At 65.2% G+C, this 20,951-nt stretch carries 23 protein-coding genes and 1 tRNA gene; 10 read left to right on the forward strand and 14 right to left on the reverse strand.

The features are described 5' to 3' along the window. Window positions 1-8: 8 nt before the first annotated feature. From ACW179_RS11750 to ACW179_RS11760, 3 genes are read right to left on the reverse strand one after another with little or no spacing between them, the layout of a single operon-like run. The gene (locus tag ACW179_RS11750) at window positions 9-728 is read right to left on the reverse strand and encodes a DUF4159 domain-containing protein (protein ID WP_492059693.1); all 720 of its coding nucleotides are present in this window, start codon (window positions 726-728) and stop codon (window positions 9-11) included. 9 nt (window positions 729-737) lie between these two features. Further along, window positions 738-2,069 carry a TldD/PmbA family protein gene (locus tag ACW179_RS11755; protein WP_492059694.1) on the reverse strand — a complete coding sequence of 444 codons (1,332 nt, stop codon included), beginning with the start codon at window positions 2,067-2,069 and terminating at the stop codon, window positions 738-740. 22 nt (window positions 2,070-2,091) lie between these two features. Next, the gene (locus tag ACW179_RS11760) at window positions 2,092-3,726 is read right to left on the reverse strand and encodes a TldD/PmbA family protein (protein WP_492059695.1); all 1,635 of its coding nucleotides are present in this window, start codon (window positions 3,724-3,726) and stop codon (window positions 2,092-2,094) included. 254 nt (window positions 3,727-3,980) lie between these two features. Between ACW179_RS11760 and ACW179_RS11765 the strand changes: the two genes are divergently transcribed. Together ACW179_RS11765 and ACW179_RS11770 are read left to right on the forward strand one after the other, a co-directional pair. Then, window positions 3,981-5,300 (forward strand): MFS transporter, encoded by a 1,320-nt coding sequence (locus tag ACW179_RS11765; RefSeq protein WP_492059696.1) that lies wholly within the window; start codon window positions 3,981-3,983, stop codon window positions 5,298-5,300. 47 nt (window positions 5,301-5,347) lie between these two features. Then, window positions 5,348-6,097, forward strand: a complete 750-nt coding sequence (locus ACW179_RS11770; RefSeq protein WP_492059697.1) for a DUF599 domain-containing protein — start codon at window positions 5,348-5,350, stop codon at window positions 6,095-6,097. Window positions 6,098-6,207: 110 nt separating this feature from the next. On the opposite strand, the gene ACW179_RS11775 is transcribed toward ACW179_RS11770, so the two are convergent. Together ACW179_RS11775 and msrA are read right to left on the reverse strand one after the other, a co-directional pair. Beyond that, entirely contained in the window at window positions 6,208-6,558 is a 351-nt protein-coding gene (locus ACW179_RS11775; RefSeq protein ID WP_492059698.1) for an MmcQ/YjbR family DNA-binding protein, read from the reverse strand. Next, window positions 6,555-7,208: a peptide-methionine (S)-S-oxide reductase MsrA gene (gene msrA / locus ACW179_RS11780; RefSeq protein ID WP_492059699.1), complete on the reverse strand. Its 654-nt coding sequence runs from the start codon at window positions 7,206-7,208 to the stop codon at window positions 6,555-6,557. The genes ACW179_RS11775 and msrA overlap by 4 nt, the downstream gene beginning before the upstream one ends. Window positions 7,209-7,361: 153 nt before the next feature. On the opposite strand from msrA, the gene ACW179_RS11785 reads away from it, so the two are divergent. Beyond that, window positions 7,362-7,451: transfer RNA gene (locus tag ACW179_RS11785), tRNA-Ser, on the forward strand. Window positions 7,452-7,558: 107 nt separating this feature from the next. On the opposite strand, the gene ACW179_RS11790 is transcribed toward ACW179_RS11785, so the two are convergent. Together ACW179_RS11790 and ACW179_RS11795 are read right to left on the reverse strand one after the other, a co-directional pair. Next, window positions 7,559-7,714: a DUF3309 family protein gene (locus ACW179_RS11790; protein ID WP_492059700.1), complete on the reverse strand. Its 156-nt coding sequence runs from the start codon at window positions 7,712-7,714 to the stop codon at window positions 7,559-7,561. Window positions 7,715-7,825: 111 nt separating this feature from the next. After that, window positions 7,826-8,218, reverse strand: a complete 393-nt coding sequence (locus ACW179_RS11795) for a DUF983 domain-containing protein (protein ID WP_492059701.1) — start codon at window positions 8,216-8,218, stop codon at window positions 7,826-7,828. Window positions 8,219-8,464: 246 nt separating this feature from the next. Between ACW179_RS11795 and ACW179_RS11800 the strand changes: the two genes are divergently transcribed. Beyond that, window positions 8,465-8,659, forward strand: coding sequence for a hypothetical protein (locus tag ACW179_RS11800; RefSeq protein WP_492059702.1), 195 nt, complete (start codon window positions 8,465-8,467; stop codon window positions 8,657-8,659). 131 nt (window positions 8,660-8,790) lie between these two features. Here the strand turns inward: ACW179_RS11800 and ACW179_RS11805 are convergent, their stop codons facing one another. Next, on the reverse strand, window positions 8,791-9,360 hold the full coding sequence (locus ACW179_RS11805; protein ID WP_492059703.1) for a beta/gamma crystallin-related protein: 570 nt from the start codon (window positions 9,358-9,360) through the stop codon (window positions 8,791-8,793). A gap of 71 nt (window positions 9,361-9,431) precedes the next feature. Continuing rightward, window positions 9,432-11,534, reverse strand: a complete 2,103-nt coding sequence (locus ACW179_RS11810) for an acylase (protein WP_492059704.1) — start codon at window positions 11,532-11,534, stop codon at window positions 9,432-9,434. Window positions 11,535-11,707: 173 nt separating this feature from the next. Here ACW179_RS11810 and ACW179_RS11815 point away from each other — a divergent pair, with 173 nt between their 5' ends. Then, window positions 11,708-12,463, forward strand: coding sequence for a class I SAM-dependent methyltransferase (locus tag ACW179_RS11815; RefSeq protein ID WP_492059705.1), 756 nt, complete (start codon window positions 11,708-11,710; stop codon window positions 12,461-12,463). 25 nt (window positions 12,464-12,488) lie between these two features. Here the strand turns inward: ACW179_RS11815 and ACW179_RS11820 are convergent, their stop codons facing one another. Together ACW179_RS11820 and ACW179_RS11825 are read right to left on the reverse strand one after the other, a co-directional pair. After that, window positions 12,489-13,085 (reverse strand): glutathione S-transferase family protein, encoded by a 597-nt coding sequence (locus ACW179_RS11820; protein ID WP_492059706.1) that lies wholly within the window; start codon window positions 13,083-13,085, stop codon window positions 12,489-12,491. 4 nt (window positions 13,086-13,089) lie between these two features. Then, window positions 13,090-13,257, reverse strand: a complete 168-nt coding sequence (locus ACW179_RS11825; RefSeq protein WP_492064305.1) for a hypothetical protein — start codon at window positions 13,255-13,257, stop codon at window positions 13,090-13,092. Between the two features lie 81 nt (window positions 13,258-13,338). Here ACW179_RS11825 and ACW179_RS11830 point away from each other — a divergent pair, with 81 nt between their 5' ends. Together ACW179_RS11830 and ACW179_RS11835 are read left to right on the forward strand one after the other, a co-directional pair. Next, a complete protein-coding gene (locus ACW179_RS11830) occupies window positions 13,339-13,887 on the forward strand; it encodes a hypothetical protein (RefSeq protein ID WP_492059707.1) in 549 nt (182 codons plus the stop codon). Between the two features lie 41 nt (window positions 13,888-13,928). Further along, the gene (locus tag ACW179_RS11835; RefSeq protein ID WP_492059708.1) at window positions 13,929-14,753 is read left to right on the forward strand and encodes a protein NO VEIN domain-containing protein; all 825 of its coding nucleotides are present in this window, start codon (window positions 13,929-13,931) and stop codon (window positions 14,751-14,753) included. On the opposite strand, the gene ACW179_RS11840 is transcribed toward ACW179_RS11835, so the two are convergent. After that, window positions 14,713-15,600: a hypothetical protein gene (locus tag ACW179_RS11840; RefSeq protein ID WP_492059709.1), complete on the reverse strand. Its 888-nt coding sequence runs from the start codon at window positions 15,598-15,600 to the stop codon at window positions 14,713-14,715. The two genes, ACW179_RS11835 and ACW179_RS11840, sit on opposite strands and share 41 nt — an antisense overlap. 279 nt (window positions 15,601-15,879) lie before the next feature. Between ACW179_RS11840 and ACW179_RS11845 the strand changes: the two genes are divergently transcribed. Continuing rightward, the gene (locus ACW179_RS11845) at window positions 15,880-16,140 is read left to right on the forward strand and encodes a hypothetical protein (RefSeq protein ID WP_492059710.1); all 261 of its coding nucleotides are present in this window, start codon (window positions 15,880-15,882) and stop codon (window positions 16,138-16,140) included. Between the two features lie 367 nt (window positions 16,141-16,507). Here the strand turns inward: ACW179_RS11845 and ACW179_RS11850 are convergent, their stop codons facing one another. Next, window positions 16,508-17,122 (reverse strand): hypothetical protein, encoded by a 615-nt coding sequence (locus ACW179_RS11850; protein WP_492059711.1) that lies wholly within the window; start codon window positions 17,120-17,122, stop codon window positions 16,508-16,510. 235 nt (window positions 17,123-17,357) lie between these two features. Between ACW179_RS11850 and ACW179_RS11855 the strand changes: the two genes are divergently transcribed. Continuing rightward, window positions 17,358-18,200, forward strand: coding sequence for a protein NO VEIN domain-containing protein (locus tag ACW179_RS11855; protein WP_492059712.1), 843 nt, complete (start codon window positions 17,358-17,360; stop codon window positions 18,198-18,200). Between the two features lie 174 nt (window positions 18,201-18,374). Here the strand turns inward: ACW179_RS11855 and lepA are convergent, their stop codons facing one another. Then, window positions 18,375-20,183 (reverse strand): translation elongation factor 4, encoded by a 1,809-nt coding sequence (gene lepA, locus ACW179_RS11860; protein ID WP_492059713.1) that lies wholly within the window; start codon window positions 20,181-20,183, stop codon window positions 18,375-18,377. Window positions 20,184-20,330: 147 nt separating this feature from the next. Here lepA and ACW179_RS11865 point away from each other — a divergent pair, with 147 nt between their 5' ends. Then, the gene (locus ACW179_RS11865; protein ID WP_492059714.1) at window positions 20,331-20,939 is read left to right on the forward strand and encodes a DUF1134 domain-containing protein; all 609 of its coding nucleotides are present in this window, start codon (window positions 20,331-20,333) and stop codon (window positions 20,937-20,939) included. The last annotated feature ends 12 nt before the right edge of the window (window positions 20,940-20,951 follow it).

The raw sequence follows: 20,951 nt of genomic DNA on the forward strand, positions 1-20,951 counted from the left end.
CAGAGGTGTCAGGCGGTCAGGGCGTAGAGGATGATATTGACCGCGAACCGGGTGTTGTCTTCGGCCAGGAAGCGCTTGTTGCGCCAGTCGTAATCCCACTCGCAGCCATAGTCCTTGTTGCTGTAGAGCACGCCCAGGCGCCCGCCGATCTCGATGCCCTTGAGATAGTCATGCACCAGGTCATCGCCCCAGCCGTTCAGTTCGAAACTGGTGGGGGGCGGCCCCTCGAACTTGAAGAAGTTGCTGTAGATCGCGTGGTCATTGGGCAGTTTCTTGAGCGCGTCCGCGCCGAAGATCTTGGCCATCTGGCGCTCGAACGACTTGGCAAACAGCCCGTCGATATCGTGGTTGCAGTCGTCCACGAACACGAAGCCGCCGTTGCGGACGTAAGCCTCGAAATTGGCGGCCTCGGCGGCATTGAACTCGACCAGCTTGTGACCTGCCAGATAGCAGAACGGCGCGCTCAGCATGGCCGGGTCGGACAGCCTGACCACGCGCTCTTCGGGATCGACCCGCAGATTGGTGTAGTCGACCAGGGACGTGAGAATGTTGGACGGCATCCGCTGGTCCACGTCCCAGTCGCCGGAATCGTAGCGAAGCCGGGTGAACCAGAAATCATAGACGGGCGCGGCCGCAGCAGCGCTGGAAAGGCCGGCCTGCCAGCCCCCCAGTGCGACCCCAGCCAGTAACCGGAGACAATCGCTACGCGTCACGCGGTTACTGGCCATAGGTGAGCGTCAGACCGCGTCTGACAGCGAGGTGAAGGTGAAGTCGCGCAGCTTCATGGCGGGGATCATCATCTGCATCTGGCCGCCTTCGCTGACGCGAACCGGACGTCCCAGATCATCGATGTTGTTGAGCATGATCACCGGCGACTCGTTGAACCGGAAGTTCTTGAGCGGATATTTCAGCTGGCCGTTCTCGATATAGAAGGTGCCGTCGCGGGTCAGGCCGGTCAGCAGCACCGTCTGCGGATCGACCATGCGGATGTACCATGTGCGGGTCACCAGGATGCCGCGCTCGGTCTCGCGGACCAGGTCGGCGGTCGACTTGGTTCCACCCGTCATCAGGATGTTGCCGGGGCGACCGACGGGCTTCTGGCCCTGCTTCTGCGCCCAGTAGCGGGAGTAGAGCAGGTTGGCGATCTTGCCGTTTTCGACCAGCGGCATGCGCTCGCGGGCCTGGCCCTGGTTGTCCCAGGGCATCACCGGCAGGTTGGCATCCCACGGGTCGGCCATGAAGGTGACGCGCGGATCATAGACCTGCTCGCCCAGCTTGTTGCCGCCACCCTTCTTGGACAGGAAGCTGCGGCCTTCATCCGCCTGGCGAGCGTCGAAATAGTTGAACATGAACGAGATCAGGCCCGCCGCCGCCGCCGGCTCCAGGATCACGGTATATTTGCCGGGCTCCAGGGCCTGGGCCTCGGCCGAGGCGCTGGCCTTGCGCATGGCGATCTGGATGTCGTTGGAGGCGTTGAACCCGCTCGAATCCTGCAGGTTTCGGCTGACCCAGCCCGAGCCGCGACCGTCTTCGGTGCGCACGGTGCAGGTGTAGTCCATCTCGGTGGCGCGCTGATATCCGAAGTTGCCCTTGCTGTTGGCGAAGGCCACGAAGCTCTGCTCGTCGCTGAGATAGCCGGCGGCGATCAGCTTCTGGGCCCGGCAGGGCGCGATGGAGGCGCGGGCGATCTCGGCGCGCTGCTCGGGCGTCATCGCTGCCGTGGCCGCGCTGAAGGTCGGGCTGGGCCGATAGGTCTGGGGCCCGACGGCCGGAACGAATTCCGGGCTTTCCGGGGCCAGCTTGGCCAGATCCTCGGCGCGCTTGACCACGCGGGCCAGGGCGGCGTCGGAAAACTCGTTGATCGTCGCTGTGCCCACGCGGCGACCGAACGCGACCGATACGCTCAGCTCGGTGTTGCTGACGATGCCGCTGGTCGACACGTTGTTGAGTGCAAAGCGGATATTGCCCTCGATGGAGCCGGTCAGCTGGGCGGTGCACTCGTCGGCCGTCGACAGCTTGATGACCTTGTCGAGGATCGCCTTGGCCTGGGCCTCTGTCATGATGCTCATTGGAATGTCTCCCTCGATCCGCTTAACCGAGCGAGCGCGCGGTATTGATGACGTTGATGTCGTCGAACCGGGTGGTCGACGAGCCGTGGCTGACGGCCGAAACCTGGCTGGGCTGGCCCTTGCCGTCGAAGAACGATCCGAACAGGCGATAGTCGCTCTCGTCGCAGATCGCCGAGCAGGCGTTCCAGAACTCGGGCGTACGCATCTGATAGGCGACGTCTTCCAGGGGCTGGGTGATCTTGCCGTCCTTGATCTCGTAGAACAGCGTGCCGCCGAACTGGGCGTTGTAGCGCTGCTGGTCGATCGAGAACGAGCCGCGACCCAGGATGTAGATGCCGTTCTCGACATTGGCGATCATGTCGTTGAGGCTCAGCTTGGCCTTGCCGGGCTGTAGCGACACATTGGGCATGCGCTGGAACTGAACGGTCGACCAGCTGTCTGCATAGGAGCAGCCGTCCGACTCGGTCTTGCCCAGGATGTGGGCCTGATCGCGGGTGGCCTGATAGTCGACCAACTTGCCGTCCTTGATCAGCGGCCAGCTCTTGGTCCGGATACCTTCGTCGTCATAGCCCACAGCGCCCAGGCTGCCGGGCTGCAGCTTGTCGGCCACGATGTTGACGATGTCGCTGCCGTACTTGAAGTGCGCCTCGCGCTTGTCCAACGTGGCGAAGCTGGTGCCGGCATAGTTGGCCTCGTAGCCCAGCACGCGGTCCAGCTCCAGCGGGTGGCCGATCGACTCGTGGATGGTCAGGCCCAGATGGTTGGGGTCCAGCACCAGGTCATACTGGCCCGGTTTCACCGACTTGGCGGTCAGCTTCTCGCGGGCCTGGACGGCAGCGGCCCTGGCGTCCTCGACCATGTCATAGGACTTGCCATAGCTGATGATGCCGTTGGGCGAGGTGGTCTGGTCCGCCTTCTTGGGGTCGAGGTACTCGTAGCCCAGGCCCATGGGCGCAGACAGCCCCTCGCGCGAGCGGAACTTGCCGGTGGCCTTGTCGATGGCCGTCACCGTGAACGGCGCCCAGATGCGGTGGACGTCCTGGTCGATATAGGAGCCGTCGGTGCTGGCGAAATACTTCTGCTCATTGACCAGGAACAGGCTGGAATTGACGAAGCTGGCACCGGCGGTCAGGGCCGCAGCATTGACGCCCAGCAGCAGGTCGACCTTTTCCTGCAGCGACACTTCCATGCCGTTGCGGGTGATGGGGGTGGCCCACTTCACCTCGCCGACGCCCTTGGTCGGGGCCAGGCGGACGGGGGCGGTCTGGCTCTTGGCGTTAGCCTTGGCGATGGCCGTGGCCAGGCGCGCGGCCTCGGCGACCGCTTCGGGCGACATCTGGTTGGTGGCGGCAAAGCCCCAGGCACCGTCGGCGATCACCCGAACGCCGACACCGCTCGATTCGGTGTTTGTGACGTTCTGGACATTGGCTTCGCGGGTGACGATGAACTGGCGCAGATAGCGGCCGACCCGCACGTCGCAATAGCTGGCACCGGCGGTCTTGGCCGCGCTCATGGCGGCGTCGGCCAGCAGCTTCTTGACTGCGATATCCAGGGTTTCGACCAGTTGCTGGGCGGCGATGGCCTGACCGGAGAAGCCGGGCAGCAGCACGCCGCCGGCGCCGATTCCGCAGGCGGCGAGGAATTGACGTCTATCCAAGTTTCTTCTCCCCAGTGGCCCACGATCTGGGGCGCCAGTCCGAACGTGACCGCTCGTGAGCGGCTTTTGTTGCACAAACATTTCTGTCCCCGGCCTGCCGCAAGGTCAAATCTTTCCCGATCAGGGATGAGGCAGCACCATCCGGGCGCCGCTGGGCGAGATCGGTGCGCAGACGCTTTATCCGGCCGGCACGATTTCATGTGACGACGACAGGCACTAAGGTCGTTCGACAAACGCCTCGGGGGGAACTGGGCATGAGCGACAAAGCCGCCGCAGCGCATCAAGGGGTTAGTCCCCAGAGCCGGATGCGCGCCATCCTTGGCGGGTCGGCCGGCAATCTGGTCGAGTGGTACGACTGGTTCGCCTATGCCGCCTTCTCGATCTATTTCGCCAAGGTGTTCTTTCCTGCCGGCGATGAAACGGCCCAGTTCATGAAAACCGCAGCCGTCTTTGCGGTCGGCTTTCTGGCCCGCCCCGTCGGTGCCTGGCTGATGGGTCTCTATGCCGACCGCGCCGGCCGCCGTGCCGCCCTGACCGTGGCGGTGGGCCTGATGAGCCTGGGATCACTGATCATCGCCGTCACGCCCGGCTTCGACACGATCGGAGCCGCAGCGCCCGCCATTCTGTTGGCTGCACGGGTTCTGCAGGGGCTGTCAGTGGGCGGCGAGTACGGTGCCAGCGCCACCTATATGAGCGAAATGGCCGGCAAGCAGCGACGCGGTTTCTGGTCCAGCTTTCAGTATGTAACCCTGATCATGGGCCAGCTGATCGCCGCCCTGGTGCTGGTGGTTTTGCAGACCACGCTGCAGCCCGAGCAGCTGTCTTCATGGGGCTGGCGCATCCCGTTCTTTATCGGCGCGGCCCTGGCGGTGGTCGTGTTCTGGATCCGCAGTGGGCTGGAGGAGTCACAGTCTTTCGTCGCCGCCCAGGCCGCAGCCAAGCTGGAAGGCGCACCCAAGGCTGGAGCCCTGGCGATGTTCAAGGAGCACCCGCGCGAGGCTTTCGCCATCATCGGCCTGACCGCCGCCGGCTCCCTGGCCTTCTATGCCTACACCACCTACATGCTGAAGTTCCTGATCAACACCACAGGCTTCTCCAAGGAGGTGGCCGGCGCCGTCAACCTGGCGACCCTGGTGGGCTTCATGCTGATCCAGCCGCTGTTTGGCTGGCTGTCAGATCGATGGGGACGGCGGCGCATGCTGGTTTTCGCCTTCACGGCGGGTGCCGTTCTGGCCTGGCCGATCTTCACCCTGGTGGCCAGCGCGACCGATCCCGTCGTGGCCTTCCTGCTGATCCTCGCCGCCCTGGTGGTGCAGTCGGCCTATACGTCGATCAGCGCCGTGGTGAAGGCCGAGCTCTTTCCAGCCCATGTCCGCGCCCTTGGCGTGGCGCTGCCCTACGCCCTTGGCAACGCCGTGTTCGGCGGCACCGCCGAATATGTCGCCCTGTGGTTCAAGAGCATCGGGATGGAGAGCGGCTTTTACATCTATCTGACGGTGATGATGGCGATGGGCGCCATGATTGCGCTGAGCTTGCGAGACAGCGCCCAGCACAGCCGCATCCTCGAGGATTGACCGCCCGGCCCGTCGCCGAATCTCCCTCTTCGTCCTAAGCTGACACCATGCCGATCATCGACATCATCGCCCTGAGCCTGTTTGCCTTCAGCTGGCTGTTCTATGAGCCCTTGCTCAGGCGGCTGGGTCAGACCGAGAACCTGATCAACACCGACATGACCGTGATCCGGCGGCGGTGGATGCAGGAGATGGCCGTGCGTGAGATCGCACTGCTGGACGGTCAGCTTCTGGGCCATGCGATCAATTCGGCCAGCTTCTTCGCCTCATCGAACCTGATCCTGATCGCCGCTGCGGCGGGTGTGCTGTTTGGCGGCGACGGCGCGCTCAAGAACATCGAGGGCCTGGCTGTGCTGGCTCCGGCCAGCCAGATGCTGTTCCAGCTCAAGCTGGGCCTGGTGCTGATCACCCTGGCCCGCGGCCTGCTGGATTTCATCTGGGCGATCCGCCAGATGAACTATTGTCTGGCCGCCATTGGGGCCACGCCGATGTGGGCGTCGCCCTCGACCCTGTCGGAATATGCCGAGGCTACGGGCGGTATTCTCAACCCGGCCCTGTCGGCGTTCAACGCCGGTGTACGCGGCTATTACTTCGCCCTGGCCGGAGCCGCCTGGCTGATGGGGCCCTTTGCCTTCATGACCGCCACGCTCGGCGCCCTGACCCTGCTGATCTGGCGTCAGCGCCGCAGCCGGGCATCGGTTGCGGTGCGCAAGGTTCGGCAGATCCTGGAGCGCCAGCCCGTCGTGCATGGACCGCACATGCAGCACGCCAAAAAGGAACCGCCGGTCGATACGATCTAGAGCATTTTCCGATAAGTGTGAAACGGTTATCGGATCGAAAAATGCTCTAAACTTTTGATTTAGAGCCCTTTTTGCCCGACCCTGATGAAGCCATCAGGTCGGAAAGGGCTCTAGGCTAGGCCAAGCTCGGCGCGGACTTTCCTTGTAAGCTTGGACGCGACCAGACCATGCGCGGTCTTCAGCCAGTCCGCGACCTCGGCGGTGTCCAGCAAGGTCAGGTCATCGAACTTCACCCATTTGGCGCGGGCCAGATAAGGGGCGGGGATCGCTCTGCCCGTTTCGGTCAGCACCTCGAAGGCAACGTCCGAGACCTTGAACGACACGCCGCCCTGCGCGACCGCGTCGCCCATCACCGCAAACATCTTGCCGCCGACCTTGTAGACCTTGTCGGCACCCCACTGGATATCCATCGTCGCGGCCGGCAGGGCCCGACAGGCCGCGTCGAAGGCGTCGGGACTCAAGCCTCGACGCCCACGCCGATGGGGCAGGTGACGCCGGTGCCGCCGATGCCGCAATAGCCGCCAGGGTTCTTGGCCAGGTACTGCTGGTGGTAGTCCTCGGCGAAATAGAACGGACCCGCCGCGGCGATCTCGGTGGTGATCGCCCCCAGGCCCCGGCCGGCCAGGGCCTGGCCATAGACCTCCCTGGAGGCTGCGGCGGCGCTGGCCTGGGCGTCATGGGTCACATAGAGTCCCGAGCGGTACTGGGTGCCGATGTCATTGCCCTGGCGCATGCCCTGAGTGGGGTCGTGATTTTCCCAGAACGTCTTCAGCAAGGTCTCGTACGAGACGACCCTGGGGTCGAACACCACCAGCACCACCTCGGTATGACCGGTGCCGCCGCTGCAGACCTCCTGATAGGTCGGGTTGGGCGTGATGCCTGCTGCATAGCCGGCTGCGGTGACATAGACCCCCGGCACCTTCCAGAAGATCCGCTCGACGCCCCAGAAGCAGCCCATGGCGAACACCGCCGTCTCCATCCCGTCGGGATAGGGCCCCTTAAGCGCGTGTCCGTTGATGAAGTGGGTCTGGGCCGTCGGGATCGCCGCCTCGCGGCCGGGCAGGGCGGTGTCGACAGTGGGCAGATCCAGGGATTTCTTGGCGAACAGCATGTCGGAGCCTCGGCGGGAAAACGTCCTGATCGATATATGTGCTCCAGACCCACATTTCACCCCTCAAGGACGCTTGCCCCCGAAGGCCGCATGAGTATATTGCGCGCCTTCCTGCGGGGAGGCCTTCAACCGCCTCCCGACTCGATTGCGCATGGTGAGGTGGCCGAGTGGTTGATGGCGCACGCTTGGAAAGCGTGTTTAGGTGAAAGCCTAACGAGGGTTCGAATCCCTCTCTCACCGCCACTCCTCCAAAATTAAGGTCAGGTTCCGGCGTTGCCGAGCGTGCGACGCCGCGCGTGGCATTCGCCACCGGACGCCAACCGCGAGACGGCGACGTCCGGCGGGCGGGTCTAGAGGCGGCCCATCAGGACCAGTATGATCAGGATCACCAGCACCAGGCCCAGGCCGCCGCTGGGGAAATAGCCCCAGGATTTGCTGTGGCCCCAGGTCGGCAGGGCGCCGATCAGGGCCAGGATCAGAATGATGATGAGGATCGTGCCGAGCATGTCCGTTCTCCCACTGGACGGGACCGTCGGCGAAGTGCGCCGGGATCGCGTTGTGGGGTGGGAATGTGCGGCGTTGCTTTTGGGTTCCGGCGAGCGTGACCCGAGCCTGGATCAGGCGGCGGGGGTATCTTCGGCCTTGCGCAGCTTGATGGCCCACAGGGCACCGATCACCGCGCCCTTGACGCGAGGCAGCAGCACCAGGGTCAGGGCCGCCAAGGGCAGCACGGTCAGCGGCACGACAAGCGCCACCGGCGCTTTCCAGATGAAGGGAAAAAACAGCAGGGGCGCCACGAACAGGTGGCCGATGATCAGGATCGTGAAATAGGCCGGGCCGTCATCGGCCGGATAGACGCCCAGATGGTGGCCGCATACCTCGCAGTCTGGATCGACTTTAAGATAGCGCGAGTACAGCCGCCCTTCGCCGCAATTGGGGCAGCGGTGGCAAATCCCGCGCTTGAGGCCGGTGAGGAAACTTGCGTCGGGAGGCGAGGACATGGCGTCCATATGCGCTTTTGAATGCGGCCTGAAAAGGGCGACCCGGAGTCGCATCGCAGGGTTAATCCCCGTTATCCTTGATGCGAGACAAGTAACCGATCTGACAGTTGTGTCTCCAATCAAGATCAGGCGCGGTTTTGGTTAACAGGCGAGCGGGGCGAATACCGCTCCTGCGCGATGATCTTTCGGCGCACCGGGGAACCTCGGGCTCGGCGAACCATTTGCCTGAAGCAAGCTGCGCAGGGAGGGTTCGGAATGGCTACCATCAGACCGCCACGGCACGACAACCAGAATCACGGGCTGCCCTCGGCCGCGATCACCTTGCCACCCGTTCTGTCACCGGCCGCCTCGAAGGCCGAGCACATGGCGCGCCACGCCCCTGAGGGGGAGATCGCGCCTCACGAGAAGCGGGCGCTCGCGGCGCAGACATCCCGCGAAGAGGATGCCTGAGCGCGCGATCAACCCGCCTTAGTCTTTTGTTTTCACGCGCGTTTCATTCCGAAAACGGGTTCCCGTTTTTCGGAGCGCGCTCCAAGGCGGTGGAGCCCGGCGTGTCTTAGGCTTACGCCGGGCTCCGGGCGTCAGCGAACGCGGCGGATCGAGCTGATGCGGTCGTTCAGATCGCGGCCCAGCAGCCCCTCGTCACGTGTGATCGTCCAGCAGCGGCCACGGAACTCGCTGTCTTCGCAGACCTGCCACTCACCGCGCAAAATCTTGATGGACGAGGTCTTGTCGTTGAAGCGGATGGCGTTCAGGTCGGGCATGTCGCCACGCACCTCGTAGGGCTCACCCTGATAGCCCGCATGCTCGAACAGGATAGCGTCGGGGCGCATCCCGCCGCCGCCACCGCCGCCCGGTCCTGGCCCGCCTCCGCCGCCGCAGGCCAGACGGCCGCCGCGATTTTCCAGACCGCCCCGGCAGTCGCGCATATCGGCGCTGCTCCACGTCCAGCGGTCGCCTCCGGCCCGACAACGGGCCCAGACCTGGCCGTCGAAGGCGGTGATCTCGCGACACGAGCGGGTGTATGACCCGCGCGGCGGGTCGTCATAGGGCCCGTTCCAGCCGGGGGCTTGGGCATTGGCGGTGGCGCCGAGAAGCGCAGCCGCGCTGGCGGCGAAGCCCAGGGTGATCCGGGTGATGGTCTGGCGCATGTTTGGGTCCCACGCTTGAGGTCGTTACAGGCAAGCTAGGCTTTGCGCCTGAACGGCGGCTGAACGTTCGGTTATCGCGTGCCTGGCCGATAGTCTTCCCTCACATGCCCCCGAAGTTGCGCCTCGGTAAACAGCACCGGCTTGGTTTTCATGGCCACAAACAGCGGCGTCTGGTCGGCATAGTGCGGCGAGGCCGCGTTCAGCGTCGCCGAGCCGAACTGATGGATGCTGTCGGAATGCAGCGCGCCGTTGCGATCCCAGGTGACGAACATGATGAAGGTGTCGCCGCCTTCGGCCGTGGTCGTCCCGTCCTTCTGCGGCGCGCCCCAAACCGAGCGATAGGTGTCGGCCGCCCCGTCGATGGGCATGTCGACCTTGCCCCGGCGAATGCGGTTGACCTGGCCCCATTCGGGGTCGAGCCGGCCAAAGTGGGTCTTCAGCGTCACAATCGCCGTCTTCAAGGTGTCCATAGGATCAGGCTCTGGCTCGCCGCTGGTGTGAGCAAACAGGATCGGCTGGCTCATCAGGGCGGCCAGGGCCGCGCCGCGATTGTGGATGTTGGTTCTGCGGTCCCAGGCCTTGAGGATGGCCTGGGCATCGGCCAGGTCCTTGTCGCCCCTGGGGTCGACCGACGTCACCCTGGTGATCATCTGCGCCAGGCTGGAGCGATCACTGTAGGTCAGGTCGTACTTGTAGCGGCGGAAACTCTCGTCGGTGATCGCTCGGTCGGCGCCGACCGTCTCTTCCACGCGCAGGGCGCGGTTGGTCATGTTGGTCTGCAGGCCCATCGCGGCGGGGAAGTCGCCGGCCTTCAGGTTGTCGGCGGCGTCGCTGGCCCGCAGGGGGCTGTTGTTGGAATTGAAGACATAGCCGGATTTCGGGTTCCACAGCTGCGGCGTGCGTTCGATCGGCAGATAGCCCTGCCAGATCAGGTCTGACCGGTCGCCGGGCAGCACGCCGCTCCAGTCGGCCTCCACCGTACGGTTGGGATACTGGCCGTTGTGGACAAAGCCGATATTGCCGGCCGCATCGCCATACACATAGTTCAGGCTGGGCAGGGCGTGGGTGGCCAGGGCTGCGCGCCATTCGGCAAGGTTGCGGGCCTTGCCGAGTTTCCAGTACTGCACGGCCTGGCGGTATTCGCCCATGCCGGCGTAGCGGATGGCGAAGACGCCGGTCTTGGTCTCCAGCACTGGCCCGTGGACCGACCGTAGCACCGCCTTGCGCACCGGCAGCACGATGGGGCCCCACAGCTTGATGCGCAGGGTGGCGGTGGTGCGCTCGAAATCGCGCCAGGCGCCGTCCAGGCGGTACTGGTTCCTGTTCTGCGGGTTGATGGTCAGTCGATAGATGTCGACCAGATCGGGCTTGGAGACAGTGTTGGCCCAGCCCAGGGTGGCATTGTGGCCATGCAGCATGAACGGCGAGCCGGGGAAGAAGCCGCCGGCAACGTGCCAGCCCTGGCCGCTCTCGACCACGGCCTCATACCAGGCCACAGGCCCTGTGTAGGGCTGATGCGAGTTGACCAGCAGGCGCGTGGCCCCGTCGGCGTTGCGCGAGGGGGCCACGGCCAGGCCGTTGGACCCCTTGGGCGGCGGTGGCGGCGCGCCCGGCGCGGTGATCTTCTTCAGCTCGGTGTCCAGGCCGTAGAAGAACGGCTGCTTGAAGACGAAGCCGGCCTCGATGTCCTTGCCGGTCACCGGCAGCAGGCCCGGCGACACCGCTTCCGGGTGCAGGGCGGCATAGTGGTTGACCCCGTCGGCATAGGCCTCCAGCACCTGACGCAGCTCGGCCGGCAGTTTGGGATAGCCCGCCTCGACCGTGGGCCAGACGCCCAGCAGCGAGACGACGTAGTCCGTGGGAGCCGCTGAGGCACCCTTCTCGCGGGCCAGCACGCCGCGGGTGGCCAGAACCACCTCGCGCAGGGTGGCAAAGTCGTCCTCGCTCTGGGCAAAGCCCAGGCCATAGGCCGCATCGGCGTCGGTCTTGCCCAGGATGTGCGGCACGCCCCACTCGTCGCGACGGATGCGCACGTCATAGGCCTGGCCCCGGGCGATCAGGGTGTCGCGGTCGGGTGCCCTCGGCAGGCTGGCCCGGTCGATCACGATCAGGGCCAGGGCCACCAGTACGATCAGCGCCAGCAGGCCGCCGAACCCGCGCAGGATCCACCGCATCCAGACCTCCCCCTTGATGTTCTCGTTGCGGCGATCATGGGCGCAAGGCACGGGGCAGGGGAAGGGCGACCTTGGGGAAGGCGGGCTCTGCCGTTATCGAAATGTCATGACAACGCCGTTCGCCGAGGGCTGGAAACCTGTTACCGCTGAGGCAAAATCAGGGAGCTGAACGCATGATCCGCCAATCCTTCGCGCCGCTTGTCGCCGCACTGGCCATGGCCGCCTTCGCCGGCGCCGCGACTGCCCAGGTTCCCGCCAACATCACCGCCGCCCTGGCCAATCCCGCGCGTCCGGCCGCCGACACCGCCCGAGACGTCGCCCGCAAGCCCGGCGAGATCCTGGCCTTCGCCGGGGTCAAGCCTGGCGACACCGTGGTCGATTTCATCATCGGTGGCGGCTATTTCACCCGCATCCTGTCGGGCGCCGTGGGCGACAAGGGCGTGGTCTATGCCTATCAGCCCGCCCAGTTCATCCAGTACGCCTCCAAATATGGTGACGACCTCAAGGCCGTCGCTGCGACGGTGCCCAATGCCAGGCCGCTGGACGGAACCCTGCTGCCGCTGGACCTGCCCGACAATCTAGACCTGGTGATCACGGTGCAGAACTATCACGACCTGCATCTCAAGCCGTTCCCGACCGGTACGGCAGCGGGCGTCAATGCCGAGGTCTTCAAGTCGCTCAAGCCCGGCGGCGTGTTCCTGATCGTCGACCATGCCGCCGTCGCCGGCAGTGGTCTGGCCGCCGTCGACACCCTGCACCGCATCGACGTCGCCGCCGTCAAGGCCGAGGTCGAGGCGGTCGGCTTCAAGCTGGAGAGCGAAAGCCCGCTCCTGCGCGACGCTGCAGATGCCCACACGATCAACGTCTTCGACCCCGCCATTCGCGGCAAGACCGATCAGTTCATCCTGAAGTTCCGCAAGCCGGGCTGACGCCGGGCCCCTGCGGGAAGACGTTTTAGGGCACGTCGGGGCGGGCGTAGGGCTGGAAGGCGCTGCGCTCACAGAGGCGCTGATAATAGGCCGCTACAGCCGGAAGGTCGGCCCGGTCGATGGGCGAGGCGATCCAGCGGTGAACCGACAGGCCGATCACCACGTCGGCCAGGGTGAAGTCCTGTCCGGTGACGAAGGCCCCGGTCCCGGCCAGGGCACGGTCAAGGATCGTCATGGCGCCGTTCCAGTCCCGCACACTGGCGGCGATGCGGCCGGGATCGTCATAGCCGGGGAACCGCCGCACCAGCCCGGCAAAGGCAAAGCGCCAGGCGGTGTTGAGCTCGGTGGCCTGCCACTCCATCCACTGATCGACCACGGCCCGGGCTCGCACATCGCCCGTAAACAGCGCCGAGCCCGCCGCCATGTAGCGGCAGATGGCGTTGCTCTCCCACAGCGGGCCGTGCTCATCGATCAGCACCGGCACCAGGCCGTTGGGATTGAGAGCGCGAAAGGCGGGCGAGGCCGTCTCGACCTCCTGGCGCTCATAGGCCAAACCCAGCTCGTCGGCCGTCCACAACACCTTGCGGACATTGATTGAGGAGGTCCGGCCCAGGATTTTCACCGGTCTAGCGGCTCATCCAGGGCTTGGACTTGCCGGCCTGCACGCCGGCGGCCTGCTCGCGCTGGAACTTGCCGCCGCGCGGCGGCTTGGGCTTGGCGTCGATAGCGGCCTTCTTCAGGCGCAGGGCGCGCTGGATCGGGGTCTCTTCGGGGACGTCGGGCGTGTCGGTCATGACTGCGCCTATAGCACAAAGTGCGGGCGAGGCGCGCGTCTTGGCCTTGAGATGGCCGTGCTTGGCGGTCAAGCTGACGGCATGATCGCTCAAGTCCTGGCCTCATGCGCCGCCCTGACCCTCGCCTCTGCTGGCCTCGCGGCGGCCCAGACCCGCGTCCCCGAGGAGTCGACGGCCGTCTCGCCCATCACCATCATGCCCGCCACGCCCCAGCCCAAGGTCGTGGCCACCTATCCCGCCGAGGGCCAGACCATCGCGCCGGGCGTGCTGATCGTGAAGGTTGCCTTCGACCAGAAGATGAACCCCGCCGTCTGGAACTATGGCGCGGCCGAGGGCGGCGAGCGGCCCGAATGCGTCAGGACGCCCCGCCTGCTCAATGACGGCAAGACCTTTGTGCTGCTGTGCCGGGTGCTGGCCGATCGCACCTACCAGATTGCCCTCAACGCCCAGCCTGCCGGCGGCTTCGCCAATCTGGGCGACAACCCCGCCGCGCCGCTGCTGCTCAGCTTCAAGGTGGTCAAGCAGGAGCCTGTCACCTCGATGGCCGGGGCCCTTCGCGCGGCTGGGCTGAAGTCGGACGAGGAACCCATCCAGGAAGCCCCCAGGCTCGGGCCGCGCCCCGTCCCGTGAACGCGCTGGCGGCCTGGCCTCGTCCGGGGCATCGTCGCGCCGTGAACGCACAGATACCCCTCAGCCACGACTGGACGCCGGCCGATCTCGACCTGATCGTCGGCGACTATTTCGTCATGCTGGCCAAGGACTTGGCCGGACAACCTCTCGATCCCGCCACCCACCAGCGCGCCCTGCGATTCGTCACCGGCCGCTCGGGCGGGGCGCTGGAGTTCAAGGCTTGCGAGGTCTCGGCCGCGCTCAGCCTGATCGGCGTGCCGATCCTGACCGCCTTTCAGCCCCGCTGGACCTTCGCCGACGACCTGATCGACGCCGTCGAGCGCCAGCTGATCGCCCGCCCGGCCATCCTGACCGCCGCCGCCCGTCCACCGTCGCTGTTTGCCAGGGACGGCTTTGCCCTGCCCATCGAGACCACCCCGCCGGTGTTCGAGGCCCTGCAGGTCGAGCCCGGTCCTCGTGCCGCCCGGCTGATCGAACGCTTCGACCCCGCCGCCCGCGACGCCGCCGACCGTTTCCTGGTCGAGACGGGCCTGGCCGCCGTCCTGGCTTTGGAACAGCATCGCCTGCGCCACCACGGCCGCCCCGACCTGGCCGACCAGATCCGCCCCGCCGGCCCCAGCGATCCGCCCGGCTGCGACCTGATCAGCCTCACCCCTGCCGGCGAGCCCCGCTGGATCGCCGTCAAGACCACCACCGGCGGCGCCGCCACGCCGTTCGCCCTCACCGAGGCGCAGGAAACCCTGTGGCGAGACGCTCCCGACCGCTTCAGCCTGCGCCGGATCTACGACCTGGGCCGTCAGGCGCGGATGTATGGGTTGCGGCCGGCTACCAGCGACAGGGCGGCTCTGTCGTCCGCCTCGGGCTGACGTCGGGATCGGGGAAGGGCGGCCTGGCCGGGGGCCAGGTCCGCGCCGGCCGGCGCAGGGCAGGGCGGGGCGTGGGGCCATTGAAGTCCATGATGGCCTTTTCCAGCGGCCGCAGCACCATTTCGGTGGTCCGCTCGGCCTGGGCCAGGGCTTCGGGCTCGTCCTGACCCAGATAGTCGCGGCGGAAACGATAGACCCGCCGCTTGAAGATCCCATGCACCCGCTCGGGCGCGACCAGCATGGCCAGACTGATCAGGGCGATGTCGCGGAACATCATTTCGGTTTCACGCTCGACGGCCTCACGCGTCGGCCGCCAGTCGACAAAGCGGCCGCCGTCGTCGGGCCAGCCGCCGTTGGGGGGAAACGAAGGCCCTGGATCGCTGATCGCCACTCCGGATGCGCCACCCGGCGTTCCCAGCTTTTCCAGCCGCTGGGCCAGGGCTGACAGTCGCAGGGCCTCGTGGTCGCGCCCGTCATGGATCGCGGCCGCCAGCCGCGCCAGCGCCGCCGCCCGCAGGTCGGCGGGATCGGACGACGGCGGCGGACCCTGGGCCGCCACCCCGGCTGCGCGCCGCGCCGGCACCGGCGCCGCCCCCGCCGCCTGCCGACCCTCGTCAGCCTGCGCCCGCCGCGCCGCCACATGGGCCCGCGCCACCGCGTCGGCGCTGGCCTTCTTGGTCCAGCCTTCCTGGCCGGCATGGCGATAGATGCTGCTGGGCGAGGTCTTCCACAGCGCCGCCAATTCCTTGGCCGTCGCGCCGTTACGATAGGCCTCCCCGATCTCGGCCCACGAGGCCTGTGACAGACGGAACCAGGTGGGCGGGGCTTCTGAGCTGTGATCGGTCATGCCCAGCATTATGCGGCCGTGCGGAGAGGCGGGGATCGGGACGGTAGGGTTTTTGGCAAGCCGTTGAAGGGGCGAGGGAAGTTTCGGCGAGGGGCGGGGATAGAGGTGGGGGATGTGCCGGGTCGCGCCCGCCGCAGGCCCAAGGCCAAGTCGAAAGGGCGCGGACCCATGAGGTTAACCCCCGCCCCGCCGACTCAGGGCACAGTTCATGCGTCGCGTTTGTTGTGATTGGCAGGGTCTCGCCGGCTGTGGTTCAACAGCCCATATGGGGAATGTCTGATGGCCAGTCTTAAGGACGATATCGCCGCCTTCGACCGCATGAAGGCCGAGCTCGAAGCCTCGCATTTCCATGACTGGGTTGTTTTCTACAGCGGCAAGTTCATCGCCGCCTTCCCCGACTTCGAGGCGGCCGCGACGATGGCCGTCGACCGGTTCGGCAATGGCCCCTATCTCATCCGTCAGGTCGGCGCCGGCCCCGTCCAGCTGCCCGGCGGCATGATCTTCCGACCCGCCCATGCGCTCGATACAGGCGGGCTTTAAGTCCGGTATCGCCGGCGATGCTGGACTTGCACGGGGTGAGTTTGGTGCGCCGTCAGCGTGATCCTGGGCTTGGGATAGATGGGGCCGGGAACCAGTTCCAGGTTGAAGGAGGATCATGGGGCCTCACGGCGAAGCCGCCGGCCCCTCGGGCAGGGCTATCCTTAAATCTCTCGGCGAGACGATCGCAGGGCGGATCAGGTCACTCAAGGCCGACGCTTCGCGTCGCCGCGAAGCGGTCGCCGGAGGCGAGCCTTGACTGACCTGATCCGCCCTGCACGCTACAGCCTCCAGGAGATTTAAGGATCGCACCGACCTTGGGGTCGGGTTGCGGGGGGCTGAATAGACTTCGTCATCCCTGGTCTCGTCCTCAGGACCCAGATTCAGCCGCTGCGCTCCATTGCTCAGCCATAGCTTTGGCGATGCCGGGGAAGAATCGAGAGCGCTCTTTCCAGCGATCCGGAGATGGCGGCATGTGATGAACGCGAGGCGCGCGGCCGTCGACGATCTCTGTCGGCTCCAGTGGCGGAAGGTTTTTTAGCCAAAGGCACGTGCGCTTGGTTTCTCCATGACCGAACTGCCATGGTTGGATGCTCTGGGCGAAGTCTTGGAAGTTAACGATGCGCGCCTTCGCATGCTTGTGCATTACCGGGTTCTCGATCGCGATGCGTTCGATGGGCGCGTTCCAGAAGTCTGAGAATAGAGCCGCGCCCTCATCGAGTTCGGCCCACATCTCTTCGATCAGCTTTCCGGGCGGTGGCTTGGTAAGCCAGCGAACGCCAGAATTGCAGAGTCGGGTGCAGGGCGGATGGGCGACCATGAGCAGGTCCCAGCCGTCGTGCAGGAGATTGCGCGCGTCGCCAATGATGTGGCGATTTGATCCGTCCTCGCTTGGTAGCAAGTCACACGACCACGCATCGTGGCCTCGCTCTAGAAAGGCGTTGCGGACGGTTCCGCTATATTCGCAGGCGACCAAGACTTTCATGATCGCCCCCGGCGGTAGATCGCGAACTCCTGATTTTGGCGTGGGATTTGGAGGTTGGACATTTGCATCTGATCGCTCTTTGGCATCCCGATAAGCGGCTGGCTGAGCGATCTTGGCTGAAAAATACCAGGATAAGTTGAATTTTCTGAGCCGCCGCGACTTTTAAGCCGGCGTCTCTCCGGACAAATACTGAGCGTACTGGCCTGTGGCTCCGATCCGGGCCAGGATCATGGCTATGTCAGATCCTGATGGAATTGCTGGGACCGATTGGTCGGACAATGAGCAGGACCTCATCGTCGCTGATTACTTCGACATGCTGCAGATCGAATTGGCTGGCGGGACCTTCAACAAGGCTGAGAGAAATCGTACGCTTCAGGCTCTAACAGGTCGAAAGCGCGGTTCTATTGAATACAAGCATATGAATGTATCCGCCGCCCTTAAGCGGATCGGTTTGCCGACCATAGATGGATACAAGCCATATCCGAACATTCAGGACTCATTGCTGGATGCGATTGATCGATACCTTTCAGGTCGTCCCTCAATTCTAAATATAACGCCCTCACCTTTGGCTAAGGGTTTTGCCGAAGCGCCAAGTCTGTTTGCAGAACCTCCGCCGGTTCGGGCGACTGGCGAACCGCCCGTTCGGAAGCGAATGGAGGCGCTGGTGCGCAAGTTTGACCCTGTAGAGCGGGATTTCAGAAATCGCGCGCTTGGGAAGGCCGGTGAGGAACTTGTCGTCCTGTTCGAAGAGCGCCGGCTGCATGATGGCGGCCGTAAGGATCTTGCCCAAAAGGTTCGCTGGGTCGCCCATGAAGAGGGCGACGGCCATGGCTATGATATCGAGTCCTTCGCTCTTTCCGGCGAGAAGCGACTGATCGAGGTTAAGACGACGACCGGCGGGCAGACGACGCCTTTCTTTTTGACACGCAATGAAGAGCGCGTTTCGCGCGAGCGAGAGGAGTTCCGTCTCTACCGGCTCTACGATTTCGCCAAGACACCGCGCCTGTTCAAGCTGCGGCCGCCACTGGGTGATAGCGTGGTCTTGGAGACGGAGACCTGGCGAGCCGGGTTCGGGTAAGGCGGCGGATGCAGGGGCTCTGCCCCGCTTCCCTTCTCCCCTTGCGGGAGAAGGTGTCAGCGCAGCTGACGGATGAGGGGTTGATCGTCCTGTCCGGAAAGGTCTGGGAGACCCCTCACCCGACCCCGGCCTTCGCCGGGGCCACCCTCTCCCGCAAGGGGAGAGGGAAGAGGATCAATCCTCGTCCATCTTCAGCGCCGCGATGAACGCTTCCTGCGGGATCTCGACCTTGCCGAACTGGCGCATGCGCTTCTTGCCGGCTTTCTGCTTGTCCAGCAGCTTGCGCTTGCGGCTGGCGTCGCCGCCGTAGCACTTGGCGGTGACGTCTTTGCGCAAAGCGCGAACCGTTTCGCGGGCGATGATCTTGCCGCCGATGGCCGCCTGGATCGGGATGACGAACATGTGCTGGGGGATGAGGTCCTTCATCTTTTCGCACATGCCGCGGCCACGGCTCTCGGCGCGGTCGCGGTGGACCAGCATGGAGAGGGCGTCGACGGGCTCGGCATTGACCAGGATCGACATCTTGACCAGATCGCCCTTGCGGTAGTCCTCGACCTGGTAGTCGAAGCTGGCATAGCCCTTGGAGATCGACTTCAGGCGGTCATAGAAGTCAAACACCACCTCGTTGAGTGGCAGGTCATAGACGACCATGGCGCGGCTGCCGACATAGGAGAGCTCGCGCTGCATGCCGCGACGGTCCTGGCACAGCTTGATCACGCCGCCCAGATAGTCGTCGGGGGTGAAGATGGTGGCCTTGATCCAGGGCTCGCTGATGCTCTCGATGTGCATCGGGTCGGGCAGGTCGGCGGGGTTGTGCAGCTCGATCTCCGAGCCGTCGCGCATGTGGATCTTGTAGACCACCGAGGGGGCGGTCGCGATCAGATCCAGGTCGAACTCGCGGGAGAGGCGCTCCTGGATGATCTCCAGGTGCAGCAGGCCAAGGAACCCGCAGCGGAAGCCAAAGCCCAGGGCGGCGCTGCTTTCCATCTCGTAGGTGAAGCTGCCGTCATTGAGGCGCAGGCGGCCGACGGCGGCGCGCAGGTCTTCAAAGTCAGCGGCATCGACCGGGAACAGGCCGCAGAACACCACGGGCTGCACGTCCTTGAAGCCGGGCAGGGCCTTTTCGGTGGGCTTCTTCTCGTCGGTGATGGTGTCGCCGACGGCGGCGTCGGCCACTTCCTTGATCTGGGCGGTGATGAAGCCGATCTCGCCGGGGCCCAGGCTCTCGACGGGGGTATTCTTGGGCTTGAAGACGCCGACCCGGTCGATCAGGTGGGTCGAGCCGTGCTGCATCATCTTGATCTTCATGCCGGCGCGCAGGCGGCCGTCTATGACGCGCACCAGCACCACGACGCCCAGATAGGCGTCGTACCAGGCGTCGACCAGCAGGGCCTTGAGCGGGGCGGTCTCGTCGCCCTTGGGCGGCGGCAGGCGGGTGACGACGGCTTCCAGCACCTCGTGGATGCCGATGCCGGACTTGGCGCTGCACAGCACCGCGTCGCTGGCGTCCAGGCCGATCAGGTCCTCGATCTGGGCGCGGACGCGCTCGGGCTCGGCGGCGGGCAGGTCGATCTTGTTGAGGACCGGGACGATCTCGTGATTGTTGTCGATGGCCGAATAGACATTGGCCAGGGTCTGGGCTTCCACGCCCTGGCTGGCGTCGACGACCAGGATCGAGCCTTCGCAGGCGGCCAGGCTGCGGCTGACTTCATAGGCGAAGTCGACGTGGCCTGGGGTGTCCATCAGGTTGAGGATATAGGTCTCGCCGTCATCGGCCTTGTATTCCAGACGCACGGTCTGGGCCTTGATGGTGATGCCGCGTTCCTTCTCGATCTCCATATTGTCGAGAACCTGCGCGGTCATCTCGCGCGCGGTCAGGCCGCCGGTCTCCTGGATCAGGCGATCCGACAGCGTGGACTTGCCGTGGTCAATATGGGCCACGATGGAAAAGTTTCGGATCTTGTCGAGCGGCGTAGAGGTCATGCGCGTGCGTCTAGCACATTTGGGCCGTTTCGCGAGGGGCCATGAGGCGGTGTTTCCTCATGCTTAACCAAGCCTTAAAGGCGCGCGCCGCAAACCGGTCCCAATGGGCTGCAACAGTGGCGCAACGTTATCTCTGAAAGGCCAAGCATGGACCGTCGCAAGCTGATCATCTCGGGCATGGCCGCCGCCGGCGCGTCGGCGGCCTCTAGCGCGCTGGGTCAGGAAACCGCTTCGCCTGCCACCAATGGCCCGGCCTATGACACCGGCGCGGCCGCCACCTATTCGGCCGACGAGATCATCCGCAGCACGTCCGACTTCCTGGGCGTCACGGCCGAAAGCGCCGGCGGGGCCATTGAGCGCATCTTCCGCGACCAGGGCCAGCCCACCGGCTACATCGCCGGCGAGGAGGGTTCGGGGGCCATCGGCGTGGGCCTGCGCTATGGCCGGGGCCTGCTCTACATGAAAGGTCGCCCGACCCAGGAAGTGTTCTGGCAAGGACCTTCGGTGGGCTGGGACTGGGGTGGCAATGCCAGCCGGGTCTTCACCCTGTGCTACAACCTGCAATATGGCGATGCCATCTATCGCCGCTTCCCCGGGGTAGAGGGCACGGCCTATCTGATCGGCGGCCTGGGCGTGAACTATCAGCGCGCTGACGACATCACCCTGGCCCCGATCCGCGCGGGTGTCGGCCTGCGTCTTGGGGCCAATGTCGGCTATCTGGGCTATAGCCGCAAACGCAAGGTTCTGCCGTTTTAATCCCGCAGACGG

The sequence above is a fragment of the Caulobacter sp. AVps18 genome (assembly GCF_058681425.1).